Genomic DNA, 16,760 nt, shown 5'->3' with positions numbered 1-16,760 from the left:
ATCGTAACATTACCATTACTCACCACATAAAATTCGCTTATACGCAATCGGTTAAGCATTCAAATTACCAAACTCACAAATTATTTCCTTTTCTTTGCGCCTTTATTATCAAAAATTTAAATGCGCTATTTTAAACTGATCGATTTTTTGTGCGCACTGGGCTTCACAGCCTGTGCAATACCTGCGGCAGCTCAAACTGCCGATACACTGAAGTATAATCACCAGGATGTATTTGGCCCAATCACCTGGCCTGTTACCGGCGAAAATACCCGCTCGGCTGGCGGACAGCCATCCCCTAATTACTGGCAAAACCGTGCCGACTACCAGATAAAAGCTACCCTGAATGAAGGCCGCGATACTACTATAAATGGTGAAGTTACCATTACCTATACTAATAACAGTCCTGATAAATTAGATTATTTGTGGCTGCAACTTGATCAGAACCTCTTTAAGCCCGACTCACGCGGCGCCGCTACAACCCCAGTATCGGGCGACCGTTTTGATGTGCGTGGATTTAGTCGCGGTGGTTACCATATTGGTTCGGTAACGGTTACTTATAAAGGCGAAACCTATACCACAATCCCGGTAATAACTGATGCCCGTATGCAGCTGCGTTTAAAAGCGCCGCTTGATGGCAAAGGCGAAAAGATACAGGTAAAGATCAATTATGATTTTGCCATCCCCTTTTACGGCGCCGACCGTATGGGCCGTAAAAAGTTTAAACAAGGTTACGTTTATGAAATAGCCCAGTGGTACCCCCGGATGTGTGTGTACGATGATGTTGAGGGCTGGAACACTCTGCCTTACATGGGCCTGGGCGAGTTTTATTGCGAATACGGCGATTTTGATTATTACATAACCGCCCCTGCAAATATGATCGTAGTAGGTTCCGGCGATCTGCAAAACCCTGAGGAGGTGCTTAGCCCCACACAGATCAGCAGGCTGGCTCAAGCTAAAGCCAGCGATAAAACCGAAATGATCATTAAAGCCAATGAGGTTGGCAAAGCATCTACCCGTCCGTTTAAAGGCACCTTAACCTGGCATTTTAAAATGGAAAACAGCCGTGATATTGCCTGGGGTGCGTCGAACGCGTTTATATGGGATGCCGCGCAAGTTAATTTCCCATCGGGGCGTAAAGGTATTGCCATGTCGGCCTACCCGGTTGAAAGTGCGGGTAATGATGCCTGGGGCCGCTCAACCGAATACCTGAAAAACAGCATGGAGATCTACTCCAAAGCGTATTTTGAATACCCATGGAACTCGGCCGTTAACGTATCGGGCGTGGCTTTGGGTATGGAATATCCCGGCACCATATTTTGCCTGAGCAACTTAAAAAAAGGACAACTTTGGGGCGATGTTACCCATGAAATTGGCCACAATTGGTTCCCGATGATCGTAGGATCAAACGAACGCAAGTACATGTGGATGGATGAAGGTTTTAACACCTTTATTAATGAATATGCCACCCAGCAATTTAATAACGGTGAATATAACGACACCACCAAACAGGCTCAAAACATTTTATACAGTTTCAGGAACAGCAAAGACCCATTGATGACCGCCCCCGAAGCCATTGGTTTAAATGACTATGGCCAGTACTATAATAAAACCGCTTTAGGTTTGGATATGCTGCGCAACGTGGTACTTGGCCCTGATCGTTTTGATTACGCTTTCCGTGAGTACATCAAACACTGGGCATTTAAACACCCGCTGCCTTATGATCTTTTCAGGGCGATGAACGACGCCGCGGGCGAAGACCTGAACTGGTTCTGGAAACCATGGTTCTTTACCACCTGGAAAATTGACCAGGCCATAACTTCTGTTAATTATATTGGTGATAATAAGGCCAATGGTGTCATGATCACCCTAACCAATAACGAAAAAATAGCCATGCCTGTCGACCTGAAAATCACACAGGCTAACGGCAAAACAGAAACCCTGCACCTGCCGGTAAACATCTGGCAGCGCGGTGGTGTGTGGACATTTAAGTACCCATCCACATCAGCCATTAAAACCATGACAATTGATCCGGGACATGAACTACCTGATATTAACCTAAAAAACAATGTTTACAGGGGCGAATAGTTATTAGTTCGTTTGTGAAAATTAAAAAATAGCGATGAGGCATTTTGCCTCATCGCTATTTTTTTTAACGCTTTAAGCCCATTCAGCATCCTCCACTTGAATGTTAAGCAAAGTGAGCCTCCACGCTCACTTTCACCTAAGTTATGTAATGTCGTAAGCGTGGACGCTTACTTTAATATAAGTTCAAGCGAAGGACGCGTGAACTGGCGAAAGGGGACGCGTGAACTGGCATTTTATTCAGAAATAGGTGTCTATTAATATATCACCTTTAAAGGACTTTCAGGATTAGCACTACTATACCAAAATTCATGAGCCGAACCTACAAAACCAGCCCTGACCGGATTTTCATGAATATAATCTATCTTTTGTTGGATAACGTTGGCTGAGTAAAGCAATACCGGGTAATTACCATTTTGCCAAAACTGATGATTAACATTTAACGGATTTTGCTTACCCGACTTTTCAAAAAGCTTTAACATCCATTCTCTTTTGCTTTCCGACACATTGTTGCTTATCATTTTCACCAATTCTTTTGAAGTGTAGGTTTTAAAATCACGCAATACATCGCCAAGAGAACCCTCATCAACATTAGCAATAAGATGAATATGGTTTGTCATAATCACATAAGCGTAGATATTTAGCTTTTTGTGCCGTTGACAATAGGCAAGGTTTTCAATAATAAAATCATTATACAATCGCCTTGTAAATATGTCAACCCAATCCGTTACAGTAAGGGTAATAAAATATAATTCGTCAGTTGAGGCATTTCGCGACATGAACTAAATATGCGGATTATTTATTAACCGGCAAAGTAAGCGTGGACGCTTGAATAGGCATATGTGATGAGAATTTATAAAAAAACCGCCCATTCAAGCGTCCTCCGCTTGAATGCCAGATTAGGTGAGCGTCCACGCTCACTTTAGCCTAAATAATACAATATCGTAAGCGTGGACGCTTACCTTAATACGAGTTCAAGCGAAGGACGCTTGAACTGGCAATCTTTTTATATCACTGAGCATTTTGCCACCGCCCATTCAAGCGTCCTCCGCTTGAATGCAAAATTAAGTGAGCGTCCACGCTCACTTTAATCTAAATTATACAATATAGTAAGCGTGGACGCTTACCTTAATACGAGTTCAAGCGAAGGACGCTTGAACTTGCGAATTTTTTAAATAGCTATCTGCATTTTGCCTCATCGCTATTTTTTTATACTTTTCTTCTCTTTATGAAGAAGTACCTTTTGTTCCTTTTAGTGCCTGCTCTTTTATTAACGGGGGGCATCAGTGCCATCGCACAAACCCGGCAAAAATCATATCCCCTATCCGCCAACCGCCATCGCTCGCCGGGCAAAACGGTGTATTATATAAACCCGCAAACAGGGAATGATTTAAATACCGGCACCAATAAAAAACCCTGGAAAACATTTAAACCGGTTAACGCACTGATCCTTTCAGCAGGTGATAAAGTAGAAATAGTTGCGCCGGGTGATTTTAATGAATCGTTAATGCTCATAGCAAAGGGCAGCAGCGCAGCACACATAAGTATCCATTTTGCTCCGGGCACCTACAATTTTTACCCGGAGAACGCTTTCAAAAAGCAATTCCATATCTCCAATACCAACGATACGCCTTATGCGCCAAAGGCCATTGCCTTGTATTTAAACAACTGCAAATTTGTTGATGTAAAAGCACCTGGCGCTAAAATAATGCTGCGCGGCAAAATGATCGAAACCTGTGTTGACCACAGCGAAAACATCAGCATAAGTGGTATAAGTTATGACTATTACCGCCCTACCGTATCCGAATTACAAGTTATCAGCACGGGCACAAACTTCGCCGATCTGAAGATCAATCCCGATTCAAAATACAGCATTAAAGATAGCCTGCTTACCTGGGAGGGCGAAAGCTGGCGCTACCAGTCTATTGCCCTGTGGCAGGTGCTTGATCCACAAACCGGCGATCTACAACGGACCGATATCGCTGTGGAAAGTACTAAATACGCGAAGACCGGCAACAATATGGTGCGGGCTTATTTTGCAAAAAATCCGGGCTTTAAAACCGGATTGATCTATCAAAACCGTGATGTAACACGCGATTGCGCCGGGATCTTTACGCAGCGGAGCAAAAACATCAGCCTTAAAAACATCTATATTTATTTTATGCATGGTATGGGCGTGGTGAGTCAGTTTTGTCAGAACATCAGCATGGACCATATCAGCGTTAAACCCGATCCGCAATCAGGGCGAACCTGCGCCGCCTGGGCCGATATCCTGCACTTTTCGGGTTGCCGGGGAAAAATTGAAATCAGCAATTCCTATTTATCGGGTGCTAACGACGATGCGGTTAATGTTCATGGTACTTATTTAAGGATCATCGAATCGCCTAAACCAAACCAGGTCATGGTACGGTTCATGCACAATCAAACCTACGGCTTTGACGCTTTTACACCCGGCGATAGTATAGCGTTTATTCATTCAGAAAGCCTGCTCCAATACGGCAGTAATGTGGTATTAAGCACCCAAAAGTTAAATGATAAAGATTTTCTGTTAACACTTAAACAACCACTGCCCGCACATATAGATGCTCATGATGTGATAGAAAACACCACCTGGACACCCGAGGTCTGGATCCACCATGACACCATTGCCAAAATTCCTACCCGCGGAGTACTGGTAACTACCCGCCGCAAGGTGGTCATCGAAAATAATACTTTTCTGCGTCCGCACATGAGCGCCATATCTGTTGCTGATGACGCGGCAAGCTGGTATGAATCGGGCATAGTGAAAAACCTTACCATCCGCAATAACCATTTCATACAATGCGGCGATCCGGCTATTATTTTCTGTCCGGAGAATACAGCGTCAAAGGGACCTGTCCATCAAAATATAGCTATAACCGGTAATGAGTTTATATTGCGGGGCCAGCATGTGCTTTCGGCAAAAAGCACTTCAAACATCAAATTTCAGAACAATACCATTAAAGGAGCGATAACTGCTGACATTAAGGACATGATGGAGTTGAAGGATTGCACCGGGATTGAGGTAACGGGTAATAAAGTAAGTCAGTAGTTCTTAGTCAAAAGCCTGTAGTCGCCCGGCTCCAAGCCATAGGTGTTCGGAAGAAATAAAAAGAAAGTTCGGGCTTAGTGCGATTCCTTCCTTGGGGAAGGGGAAGGTAGGGGTTTATTGAACATTACAGGTTTAATCATACGTAGAAACCCCTCCCTGCCACTGCACAATCCGCCACACCCCTCCCGTGGGGAGGGAATAAATGAGAAAACCCTCATCGTTATTTTTTGCGTTAAGCATAGTTAATGCTTAATATTATAACAAACTTTAAACTAAATCTTTATGACATCATTAAGGCAATTTATTTCGGTTATAATGCTTGCGCTAATATTACCCGTAACTGCATCATCACAGGTAAATCATAAATTACGGGTGCTGATATTAACTGATATTGAGGCCGACCCTGATGATTCGCAATCTATGATCAGGTTTTTGACCTATAGTAATCAATGGGATATTGAAGGCCTGATTGCCACCACCTCCATCCATCAAAAAACCAGGGTAGCGCCCGAAACCATCCACGAAATTTTAAACATTTATAAAAAAGTTCAGCCTAATTTATTAAAGCACGAGCCAGGCTATCCATCTTATGAATATTTAAACCAAAAGGTAAAAAAGGGCCTGCCGGTTTACGGCATGGAGGGCGTTGGTAAAAATCATGATTCGGAAGGATCAGAATGGATCATTAAAACTTTAGAAAAAAACGATCAGCGCCCGGTTTGGATCTGCGCCTGGGGTGGCACCAATTGTTTGGCACAAGCGCTCTGGAAAATTAAACAAACAAAAACTGCCGGTGAGGCCCGGGCCTTGTATAAAAAGATACGGGTTTATACCATATCTGACCAGGACGACTCGGGTCCCTGGACCCGTAAAACCTTTCCCGATCTGTTTTTTATTTGTAGTCCCGGTTATACTTATGGCCAGGCTACCTGGTTGGGCATGTCTTTTTCATCTCCTGGTTCAGATACGCAGGTAGTAAGTAATGAATGGCTGGCAAAAAATATACAGCAGGGACATGGCCCGCTGGGCGCCGCCTACCCGGATGTTGCTTATGGTATGGAAGGCGATACCCCCTCCTTTTTAGGGTTGATTTCGAACGGATTGAATGATCCTGAGCATCCAAACTATGGCGGCTGGGGTGGCCGGTATGAATTTTATACGCCGCCATTGTCAAAAGCGCCCGATCCTTTCGCGCGACCAAACTGGCCGGTTACCGAACAGGAAACTCGTCCGCTTTGGGCAAATGCCGAAGATTCAGTTTATTCGGCCACCGATAAAAAAGGTTATAAAAGTATACAGGCTACTGTTTGGCGCTGGCGGCAGGAATTTCAAAATGATTTCGCGGCACGCATAGCCTGGACAACCAAAAGCTACGCGGCTACTAATCATCCCCCGGTACCGGCATTGGCACATGCCGATCATTTTACCGTAAAATCGGGCCAGCTATTTCATTTAAATGCTAAAGGTACTTATGACCCTGATGGCGATTCGTTAAGTTACTTATGGTTTCAATACCCCGAGGCGGGCACTTATAAAGGTCTGGTAAGTTTTAAGCCTTATTCATCAAACCTGTATGATTTGCCTGTTACAGCGCCCTTAGTAACCGCGACGCAAACCATCCATTTTATTTTAAAGGTTACTGATAAAGGCACGCCTGCGTTAACCCGGTACAAACGTGTTATAGTAACCGTATTGCCCTAATGATTTACCACGCAAAACTTTTTGAACCATTTTCAGAAAAGAATTCTTATATATGCCCATTGTTTAAATCTATTACCCTTTTATGATCATCGAACCTAAAATACGCGGCTTTATTTGTTTAACAACACATCCTAAAGGCTGCGAGCAAAATGTAATAAACCAAATCAATTACGTTAAATCAAAAAATAATCCCAGCGGCACCAAAAAAGCCCTGATCATTGGGGCTTCAACCGGTTTCGGGCTGGCTTCCAGGATCACCAGCGCATTTGGATCTGGTGCCGCAACTGTTGGTGTTTACTTTGAAAAACCACCGGCTCCGGGCAAACCCGCATCTGCCGGATGGTATAATACCGCGGCATTTGAAAAACAGGCACACTCAGCCGGCCTATATGCCAAAAGCATTAATGGCGATGCATTTTCTGACGAAGTCAAACAAAAAACTATCGACCTGATCAAGGCCGACCTTGGCCAGGTTGACCTGGTGATCTATAGCCTGGCCTCGCCACGCAGAACAAACCCTAAAACTGGCATAACCCACAACTCGGTACTTAAACCTATCGGCGAAGTGTTTACCAATAAAACGGTTGATTTTCATACCGGCGTGGTATCTGAAATTTCCATTAACCCCGCCAATGAGGAAGAAATAGCCAATACCGTAGCTGTAATGGGCGGCGAAGACTGGCAATTTTGGATAGACGACCTGAAGGCAGCCGGTGTGCTTGCCGACGGTGCGGTAACTGTTGCTTACTCTTACATCGGTCCGGCGGTTACCGAAAAGGTTTACCGTAAAGGCACTATAGGCAGGGCAAAGGATCATTTGGAAGCGACTGCAAAACTGATTAACGACCGCTTAAAAGATATTAACGGCAAAGCGCTGGTTTCGGTAAATAAAGCGTTGGTAACCCAGGCAAGTTCGGCCATACCGGTTATCCCGCTGTATATTTCCCTGCTTTATAAGATCATGAAGGCCGAAGGCATACATGAAGGTTGTATTGAACAAATACAGCGTTTATTTGAGCAACGCCTGTATACCGGCGGCACTATCCCTACCGACGCGGCAGGCCGTGTACGTGTTGACGACCTGGAGATGCGCGAAGATGTACAAGCCAAAGTAGCCGACCTGTGGCTAAAAGCAACCACCGAAACCCTCCCCGCACTCGGCGACCTGAAAGGTTACCGAGCCGATTTCATGAACCTGTTTGGTTTTGAAGTTGCCGGAGTAAATTATCAGGATGATGTTGATGAAATGGTAGCTATACCGGGATTGGTAAGCTGATAATACCTTAAAGGAAACAGTCATCCTGAACTTGTTTCAGGATCTCACGGAACGGCTAACCACCATACTAACCATCTTGTGGGGTGCCGAAACAAGTTCGGCATGACCTGATAGAATAAAAGAAACTCACGAAGTTTTTAAAAACTTCGTGAGTTTCTTTTTTATAGGTAACAATATATTAAAAAGGCACGCCGAAGTAAAAATTAAATTTACTCCACAAACTCCAGAATATCACCGGGCTGACAGTTCAATATGCGGCATATAGCTTCAAGGGTTTCCAGTCTTACAGCTTTGGCTTTGCCGGTTTTAAGTATCGACAAATTAGCCATAGTGATGCCTACTTTTTCACTAAGCTCTGTTAATGACATTTTGCGCTTTGCCATCATCACATCCAGGTTTACAATTATAGGCATGGTTTATACGGTTAAATCCTGTTCGTCTTTCAATATTTTGCCCTGTCTGAAAGCTTTAAACAGCAGCAAAAATACAATTCCTATACCCATCATTTTCCAATCGTTGCTCAAGCTCTGGATATTGAATACCACATCCTCCGTAAAATAACTATGGAATATAACAGGCATCAGCATATTCAATAAAAACGCCAGTATCGGAAAACCGAGTAAACTCAGTGCTATAAGCCGCAACCGGTGTATATTTTTTTTGGTAAACGAGAGTCCTTTCGACACATCAATAATAAAATTCAAAAACGCGGCTATCAGATAAAAATAGTATAATGTAATTAGTATCCCAATAACCAGCATAACCGGATTTAGAATATCTCTTACCGTTTTACTTATGGGTATCATGATACAGTTTTCTTGGCTGTCATATCTGAATTTAACAGGGACATCGGCCTCATGCACCAGGTAATCTTTAGTACCGTTCTTTTTGAACGATACCTTATCAACAATGGCCTTCCGTACGTATGACTGTTTATGCTCCACATAAAATTTTACAGAATCTGAGCTATACTGTACAAACGTTGATCTTTTCAGTTTCCAGCCGGTCAGTTTAATATAATATTGCTTTATACCGGGAATATCCAGCTTAGTACAGGTATCGCAAAGCATGTCATGATTTATAGTACAGGTATCGCAAAGCCTGCCTCCACCCATACAGATCAACCCATCCATCTGCAATCCTACCAGATCATAAAACTCGCCGTTTCGTAACTGGCGTGTGCGGTTAATCTTTTCTTTTAATTTGAGATACTTAAAATAGGGCAGAGAGTCTGGAACCTCCGGATCAATCGCTGGTAAATGATTGCTCCAGGTATAGGTATCACCGGGCACATCGTTGGTATGGAATATGGTATTACTGCTGGTGAAGTAAATGCTTGCTATTATTATAGCGCTATAAAAAATCACAACGCCAATAATTAAGCCATTAACCAACATATTGGTACTGATCCTGATTTTCATTTAATTATCGATTTTATAACACAATAATATAAAATTTTATTGAAATACAAATATATTTTATTGATTTACGATAAATAATTATTGTTAGCTTGTATTGTGAATAAATGTATCCCAACTTGGTTTTTAAACTATTCCCTCCGTAGAACAAAACTTTAGCATAAAGCTCCTCCAATGTTATTTATCCACCTTTCCCACCCATTGTTAATATTTTTATCCATTCCATTGCCAATCTTACTTTCCCCTTTCGGCTCAAAACCTTAATTTCGCTGTTTCAAGAAAAGAGGAAAACATTTTGGATTATTTACAGGGTTTAAACCCCGAACAAAGGGCAGCGGTAGAACAAACCGAAGGACCGGTAATGATCATTGCCGGTGCCGGATCGGGCAAAACAAGGGTTATAACTTACAGGGTGGCACATTTGATACGTAAAGGGGTCGACTCCTTTAACATACTGGTGTTAACCTTTACCAATAAGGCCGCCCGCGAAATGCGTGAGCGTATAACCCATGTGGTTGGCAGCGAAGCCAAGAATATATGGATGGGTACCTTCCACTCGGTTTTTGCCAAGCTGCTACGTGTGGAGGCCGATAAAATAGGCTACCCCAACAACTTTACCATTTACGATACCGATGATAGCAAAAGCGTATTAAGGGCCATTTTAAAAGAAATGAACCTTGACGATAAGCTGTACAATGTAAATTTTGTGCTCAACCGCATATCGGCATCCAAAAACAACCTGATATCGTGGCAGGAATATAATAAAAATGAACAGATCCAGGCCGATGATATGTCGAGCGGACGGGGCCAGCTGGGTAAGATCTATGAAATGTACGCCACCCGTTGTTACCGGGCCGGCGCTATGGATTTTGACGATTTGCTGTATAAAACTAATGAGCTGCTGAAACTGCATCCCGAGGTACTGAATAAATACCAGCACAAGTTTAAATACCTGATGGTTGATGAGTACCAGGATACCAACTTTTCGCAATACCTTATTGTAAAAAAACTGGCTGCCGTTAACGAAAACCTGTGTGTGGTGGGTGACGACGCGCAAAGTATATACGCCTTTCGCGGGGCCAATATCCAGAACATCCTCAACTTTGAAAAGGATTACCCGGATCTGAAAGTGTTTAAGCTGGAGCAAAACTACCGCTCCACCCAAAACATTGTAAACGTTGCCAACAGCATCATCAGCAATAATAAAGAGCAGCTTAAAAAGAATGTTTTTAGCGAAAAGGAAACCGGCGATAAAATAAAAGTAATGCGTGCCTTCAGCGATAACGAAGAAGGCAAAATGGTAGCCGAAGCTATTATGCAGGACAGAAGCCTTAAAGGCCGTAAATGGCATGATTTTGCCATCCTGTACCGCACCAACGCGCAGTCGCGCTCTATGGAGGAGGCCCTGCGTAAATTGGGTATCCCTTATAAAATATATGGCGGCCTGTCCTTCTATCAGCGTAAGGAAATTAAAGACCTGATAGCTTATTTCAGGCTCACTTTTAACCCTAATGACGAGGAAGCGCTGAAACGTGTTATCAATTACCCAAAAAGGGGCATTGGCGATACCTCGGTTGATAAGATCATTGTAAGTGCCGACCAAAACGGGATAACCCCGTGGGAGGTGATCGTTGAGCCGGCCAAATATTTAGAAGGAAAGATCTCGGGCGCGGTAAGCACCTTTGCTACCATGATCCAAAGTTTCCAGGTGCTTTCCAAAACAAAATCGGCCTATGAGTCGGCATTATATATTGCCCAGCACTCAGGCTTGCTGAAGGATCTTTATGAAGATAAATCTGTAGAGGGTTTGAACCGCTACGAAAACATACAGGAGCTCCTGAACGGTATCAAAGAATTTTCGGAAAGGGAAGATATTGAAGAAAAGGGGCTGGACATTTTTATGCAGGACGTCGCCCTGCTTACCAATGATGATAAGGATAAGGACAAAGATGCCGATACCGTATCATTAATGACCATACACTCTTCCAAAGGACTTGAATTTCCGCAGGTGCATGTAGTGGGTCTGGAAGAGAACCTGTTCCCTTCGCAAATGTCGCTCAACTCCCGCAGCGACCTGGAAGAAGAACGCCGTTTATTTTATGTAGCCGTTACCCGTGCCGAAACTAAGCTCACCATAAGCTATGCCACTTCGCGGTTTAAATTCGGTACGCTCATTAGCTGCGAGCCAAGTCGTTTTTTAGATGAGATAGATGCCAAGTACCTGGAGCTTGATTACAGCGCCAAAACATCAACCAGCAACAATCCATTTTTTGATGATGACCGCAAAGCCTGGAGCGGTAAACAGGCCGATACATTTTCAAAACCCAAACCGGCCACATCTGCTCCTGTAAAAACAACATCCATACTGGCTAAGGCACACGTGCCATCGCCAAATTTTAAACCATCAGATACATCCAACCTGCAGGTTGGAATGGAAGTTGAACATGAGCGGTTTGGTTTTGGCAAAGTTTTAACCCTTGAAGGTAACAAGCCCGATATTAAAGCTACCATATTTTTTAAGGAGATAGGCCAAAAACAACTCCTGTTAAAATTCGCGAAACTGTTTATCATCAACAATATCAACTAAGGGTTAATCCACACTTTCGTCTCAATTTCGTGTAAATATTTCCCCACTTTTTTAAATATCCCGCTAAAAAGCGCCTCATTATGGTGCTTTTTAACAGGAATTAAATGATGGCATACCGTTTGGATATGTTTCATGACTTAATTATGAGGAAATATTAACATGAGCGATACTAAAAAGAAAACCAACAAATCTGTTGGAAAGAATATCAGAACTTTACGTCACCAACACGGATGGAGCCAGGAAGATGTAGCAAACCGTTTGGGCATTTCGATTCCTGCTTTCTCGAAAATTGAAACAGGTGTAACCGATATAAATTTATCACGTCTGGAACAAATTGCTAATATTTTTGAAATAAACGTAGCGCAAATACTGTCTATCGATGCTGAAGACATTGACATTACACCCTCAAACTTAAGCATTGCTCAAAAGAAACTGGTTGACCGTGAATCAGAAATTGCAAATTTACAACGCAAGGTGATACTACTTTACGAAGAACTGCGTAATAAAAGCCTGTTAGCATTATAGTTTTTAAATAAAATGTGTGCTGTAAACCTTACAGTTCACATTTTATAATACAATTATTGCTACACAATACTGATTAATCCATTTCTCCAGGTTAAATATTGGTTAATTATATTTAACTACAGTAAATTTTTATACACAATATAAGATAAGCATACCCATTTGTATTTTTTATCCCCTATAATTTAAAATTTGGAGTAAAAATTGTGGCATACGCATTTTATAATAAAATGTATATGTCAAATTATCTTATATCAATTTCAAAAAACCAGGCTTTGAAAGATGGTACCATCCATGACCCTAAGAGCAAGCTTAAGGTTAAGGCATTTGACCTTTTACAATCAAGGTTTAAACCCAGGCAGGGCGAAGTAAGATTTTTTGTTACTGCCGGCAAAGAAACCCTCGCCTTTGAAACGGAGGGTTATAATAAGCACCGCCAACTGCTCATTTTGCAAATGATATCCTGGTATTGTATTTACCTGGGGCTTATAGAGGCACAGATCCATTCTACATGGCCCGTAGCGTTTAACCTCAACTAATATTTATAAAGAAATAAGTCAGGAATTGCTGCCCCGTGATGGGTTGTGCAGCATATCGCTCATTTCAATTATTTTTTCGTCAATCTCTGAAACGCATTTATCCATCATATCAATACATTCCTGCTGATCAACCAAACCTTCTTTTTCAAGATTTATTAAACCACGCAGCGTGGCAATAGGCCCCCTGATCTGGTGCGACAGGTATGATGAATGTTCTGAGAGCTTTTTATTTTTGATCTGGAGGTCTTTTGTACGTTCATCTATTATTTCTTCCAGGTGATGGTTAATGCGGTCAAGGTTATCCTTTTGCCTTAAAACCTCTCCATTTAGCATGGTAAGCTGGGCATTGGTTTTTGCCTTACGCTTTACATTGCCCACCAATAAGCCAATAACAACAAGCAACAAGCCCGCTACGGTACATACAGCCCAAAACCGGGAGCGGTCATAAGCCTGCCGCTCAGCAATACGCTCATTCTCTTTAAGCTGCTCCTCCTGGTTACGTTTAGCTTCTACCAGGTTCATCTGTACAGATACGTTAGTTTTGTACGTGGCGCTGTCAAGCTTATATATTTCTCTTAAAGATGCAAGGGCGCTTTCAAAGTTCTTCCTGTTTAGTTCAAGTTCATACGTAGTGTATTTGTAATCATATTCAAGCTTGGGATCTTTAACAAGCTGGGTGTAAGCAGTGCCCTCTTGTACCATTTTTTCGGCATCATCAAAGTTACGCTTAGCCATGTACAACGAAGCCAGTGTAAGATCGATACTGGCTACCGATTCATTCAGATCCCTTGATTTTGCTCCTTTATTAGCTTCAAGCAATAAACCCAGCGCTTTATCATAATCCTTTAATTTATAATATATAACGCCCCTGTTTAACAAGCATTGAATAAGATTAACAGAATCCTGCAACTTGCTAAATAGCTTATAGCTTTTATCATAATAATTAAGGGCCTGAAACAGGTTGTTTTTGCGATTATAAGTATTACCGATGTTCAGGTATGAAGCAGCTATCAGTTTATTATCACCAATTTTTTTTGCTATAACCAGTGATTTGTTTAAATAAACCAGTGAGCGGTCATAATCATGGTCCCTAAATAAAACCCCAATGTTGTTATAAACTTTAGCTTCGCCTTTTAGATTACTGGTTTTAGTAAAATAAGCAAGGGAGTTAAGGTAATTATCAATAGCTTTTTCGGGCTGGTCAAGGTAATATTTTCCAATGCCTATAATACGATAAGATTCTGCAATACCATCTAAATAACTGAGTTTGGTAGCCAATGCCAATGCCTTGGTCGCGTCCTCAACTGTTTGTTTAGGATCGGTCAACCTATTTGAATAAGCCTGGCTATTTAAATTTATTACCTCGTTTGTATCCTTCGCCGCCACCTCATTAATATCCTTTGCATATACGGTAAGAGTTACAAGAAAGAACAATAAAAATGTATAGGTTTTTCTCATTAGAGCACTTTTACGGTCAATTATCGTGAAAGTTATAAATTATACTGAAATATATCTAATAATAGCGATAAAAAGGTTGTTTAAAACTATTTTATTTTTTTTATTAGAAATAATAAAAAAAATATTTATATTTGTGTCATTAATTAATTGATATACAGTGGTTTGATTGGATATTATTTTGAAAAAAATAATACTTAAAAGACATAAAAATAGCCCTTTATACTACGATTTAGTAGCATAAAATACTTATTTGAACCATATGTAAACTATTATACTATCAAATAATTAAAACTTAGTTGATTTTTTATATTAACGAACATGAATATTGGGTTTAAAAGTACTGATTATCCGGAGATAATGTCATCATAAATCCGAACAATTTAGTATACACTTTTGGCACACATAAATTAACTTTTGTACAGAAAAGTGTAAAAATCAGGTTCAGTGGTATTAAAAATTGGCAATTAAAAACTAATTGAATATTAGTTACAATATTATTGAACAATAGTTAATCGAATATAATAATAATATAAATATTAATCATCATGAAAAGAACCATTTTATTGACGTTGCTTGTAGTAAGTACAGGAGTTTTATCATCGTCATCAAAAAAGAGTACAGCAGAACCTCAACAGTTGAGCTTTAATAAAATAGCCACTGGGTTTAAAAGAGATTTAGGCAGCGCCGATTGATCTTTTTAAATTTTGCTCAAAACATTTAATAAAATCTGAACAGGCATTAAAAATATAAAATCATGAAAAAATTGATCATCATCACCTTAGCTATCCTTTTCACCGGCATCGTTTCATCATGTAAAAAAGCAAACGTACGCGCTGAATTTGCCGATGTACATTCATTCGTAAACGGATTTAAAAGAGATCTGGGCAGTGCCGACTGATCTTAAATCATGATTTAAAAAACGCTTAAACCAAAAAGGGAACATGAAAAAAATTATCATCATAGCAATTGCCGGTCTGAGTACTGGATTTGTATCCTGCAAAAAAGAAAATGTAAAACCAGAAATGGCCACCATTTATCCGATGACATTTGGTCCCAAAAGAGATTTAGGCAGCGCCGACTAAACCGGCAAACAAACAGAAACATTCATAAACAAATAAAAATATTCATTCCCCCCACAAAAACTTTAAATTATCATGAAAAGATCAACAATCATTGCAGCTTTAGCTTTAAGCACCTTCTTAACTTCAGTAGTTAACATTTCAAATGCAACAACTCCAGAAGGTGGTAAAACAACAGTTAATTCTGGTCCAAAAAGAGACTTAGGTTCTGCTGATGCTGTGTCTGGCCCAAAAAGAGATTTAGGCTCTGCTGATTTTGCTTCTGGCCCTAAAAGAGACTTAGGTTCTGCTGATTTTGCTTCTGGTCCTAAAAGAGATTTAGGTTCTGCTGACTTCGCGTCTGGTCCCAAAAGAGATTTAGGTTCTGCTGATTTCGCGTCTGGTCCAAAAAGAGATTTAGGTTCTGCTGATTTTGCTTCTGGTCTTAAAAGAGACTTAGGTTCTGCTGATTTTGCTTCTGGTCCAAAAAGAGATTTAGGTTCTGCTGACTTTGCTTCTGGTCCAAAAAGAGACTTAGGTTCTGCTGATTTTGCTTCTGGTCCTAAAAGAGATTTAGGTTCTGCTGATTTCGCGTCTGGTCCTAAAAGAGACTTAGGTTCTGCTGACTTTGCTTCTGGTCCAAAAAGAGATTTAGGTTCTGCTGATTTTGCTTCTGGTCCAAAAAGAGATTTAGGTTCTGCTGACTTTGCATCTGGCCCAAAAAGAGATTTAGGTTCTGCTGACTTTGCTTCTGGTCCAAAAAGAGATTTAGGTTCTGCTGATTTTGCTTCTGGCCCAAAAAGAGATTTAGGTTCTGCTGATTTCGCGTCTGGTCCAAAAAGAGATTTAGGTTCTGCCGATTTTGCTTCTGGTCCTAAAAGAGACTTAGGTTCTGCTGACTTTGCTTCTGGTCCAAAAAGAGATTTAGGTTCTGCTGATTTTGCTTCTGGTCCTAAAAGAGATTTAGGTTCTGCTGATTTTGCTTCTGGCCCAAAAAGAGATTTAGGTTCTGCTGATTTTGCTTCTGGCCCAAAAAGAGACTTAGGTTC

At 41.2% G+C, this 16,760-nt stretch carries 15 protein-coding genes; 11 read left to right on the top strand and 4 right to left on the bottom strand.

Annotated elements, in window-relative coordinates; translation table 11 throughout:
* The first annotated feature begins 120 nt into the window (after positions 1 to 120).
* The gene (locus M2273_RS10405) at positions 121 to 2,085 is read left to right on the top strand and encodes a M1 family metallopeptidase (protein WP_429396405.1); all 1,965 of its coding nucleotides are present in this window, start codon (positions 121 to 123) and stop codon (positions 2,083 to 2,085) included.
* A 254-nt stretch (positions 2,086 to 2,339) separates the two neighbouring features.
* On the opposite strand, the gene M2273_RS10400 is transcribed toward M2273_RS10405, so the two are convergent.
* Complete coding sequence (locus M2273_RS10400) at positions 2,340 to 2,861, bottom strand: REP-associated tyrosine transposase (protein ID WP_429396402.1); 522 nt, start codon at positions 2,859 to 2,861, stop codon at positions 2,340 to 2,342.
* A 449-nt stretch (positions 2,862 to 3,310) separates the two neighbouring features.
* On the opposite strand from M2273_RS10400, the gene M2273_RS10395 reads away from it, so the two are divergent.
* The 3 genes from M2273_RS10395 (at position 3,311) to fabV (ending at position 8,129) form a co-directional block, all read left to right on the top strand.
* Positions 3,311 to 5,152: a right-handed parallel beta-helix repeat-containing protein gene (locus M2273_RS10395; RefSeq protein WP_429396399.1), complete on the top strand. Its 1,842-nt coding sequence runs from the start codon at positions 3,311 to 3,313 to the stop codon at positions 5,150 to 5,152.
* A 282-nt stretch (positions 5,153 to 5,434) separates the two neighbouring features.
* A complete protein-coding gene (locus M2273_RS10390; RefSeq protein WP_429396396.1) occupies positions 5,435 to 6,853 on the top strand; it encodes a nucleoside hydrolase-like domain-containing protein in 1,419 nt (472 codons plus the stop codon).
* An 82-nt stretch (positions 6,854 to 6,935) separates the two neighbouring features.
* Entirely contained in the window at positions 6,936 to 8,129 is a 1,194-nt protein-coding gene (gene fabV, locus M2273_RS10385) for an enoyl-ACP reductase FabV (protein WP_429396393.1), read from the top strand.
* Positions 8,130 to 8,338: 209 nt separating this feature from the next.
* Here fabV and M2273_RS10380 read toward each other — a convergent pair whose 3' ends face one another.
* Both M2273_RS10380 and M2273_RS10375 read right to left on the bottom strand, forming a co-directional pair.
* Positions 8,339 to 8,542 carry a helix-turn-helix domain-containing protein gene (locus tag M2273_RS10380; protein WP_321561494.1) on the bottom strand — a complete coding sequence of 68 codons (204 nt, stop codon included), beginning with the start codon at positions 8,540 to 8,542 and terminating at the stop codon, positions 8,339 to 8,341.
* A 3-nt stretch (positions 8,543 to 8,545) separates the two neighbouring features.
* Positions 8,546 to 9,550 (bottom strand): DUF2975 domain-containing protein, encoded by a 1,005-nt coding sequence (locus M2273_RS10375; RefSeq protein ID WP_429396390.1) that lies wholly within the window; start codon positions 9,548 to 9,550, stop codon positions 8,546 to 8,548.
* Positions 9,551 to 9,842: 292 nt separating this feature from the next.
* Between M2273_RS10375 and M2273_RS10370 the strand changes: the two genes are divergently transcribed.
* The 3 genes from M2273_RS10370 to M2273_RS10360 all read left to right on the top strand — a co-directional run bounded on the left by M2273_RS10370 (position 9,843) and on the right by M2273_RS10360 (position 13,195).
* On the top strand, positions 9,843 to 12,134 hold the full coding sequence (locus M2273_RS10370) for an ATP-dependent helicase (protein WP_429396388.1): 2,292 nt from the start codon (positions 9,843 to 9,845) through the stop codon (positions 12,132 to 12,134).
* A 159-nt stretch (positions 12,135 to 12,293) separates the two neighbouring features.
* A complete protein-coding gene (locus M2273_RS10365; protein WP_429396385.1) occupies positions 12,294 to 12,659 on the top strand; it encodes a helix-turn-helix domain-containing protein in 366 nt (121 codons plus the stop codon).
* Between the two features lie 233 nt (positions 12,660 to 12,892).
* Positions 12,893 to 13,195, top strand: a complete 303-nt coding sequence (locus M2273_RS10360) for a hypothetical protein (protein WP_429396382.1) — start codon at positions 12,893 to 12,895, stop codon at positions 13,193 to 13,195.
* A gap of 18 nt (positions 13,196 to 13,213) precedes the next feature.
* Here the strand turns inward: M2273_RS10360 and M2273_RS10355 are convergent, their stop codons facing one another.
* Complete coding sequence (locus M2273_RS10355; protein WP_429396379.1) at positions 13,214 to 14,653, bottom strand: tetratricopeptide repeat protein; 1,440 nt, start codon at positions 14,651 to 14,653, stop codon at positions 13,214 to 13,216.
* A 545-nt stretch (positions 14,654 to 15,198) separates the two neighbouring features.
* On the opposite strand from M2273_RS10355, the gene M2273_RS10350 reads away from it, so the two are divergent.
* From M2273_RS10350 to M2273_RS10335, 4 genes are all read left to right on the top strand, one after another.
* A complete protein-coding gene (locus tag M2273_RS10350) occupies positions 15,199 to 15,345 on the top strand; it encodes a hypothetical protein (RefSeq protein ID WP_429396376.1) in 147 nt (48 codons plus the stop codon).
* Between the two features lie 62 nt (positions 15,346 to 15,407).
* On the top strand, positions 15,408 to 15,551 hold the full coding sequence (locus tag M2273_RS10345) for a hypothetical protein (protein WP_429396373.1): 144 nt from the start codon (positions 15,408 to 15,410) through the stop codon (positions 15,549 to 15,551).
* 43 nt (positions 15,552 to 15,594) lie between these two features.
* On the top strand, positions 15,595 to 15,735 hold the full coding sequence (locus M2273_RS10340) for a hypothetical protein (RefSeq protein ID WP_429396371.1): 141 nt from the start codon (positions 15,595 to 15,597) through the stop codon (positions 15,733 to 15,735).
* 72 nt (positions 15,736 to 15,807) lie between these two features.
* On the top strand, positions 15,808 to 16,760 hold a 953-nt coding region (locus M2273_RS10335; RefSeq protein ID WP_429396368.1), incomplete at its 3' end, for a hypothetical protein.

This window comes from Mucilaginibacter lappiensis (assembly GCF_050433765.1).
GTDB classification, from domain to species: domain Bacteria; phylum Bacteroidota; class Bacteroidia; order Sphingobacteriales; family Sphingobacteriaceae; genus Mucilaginibacter; species Mucilaginibacter lappiensis_A.
This window is presented reverse-complemented; position numbering and strand designations above follow the sequence as displayed.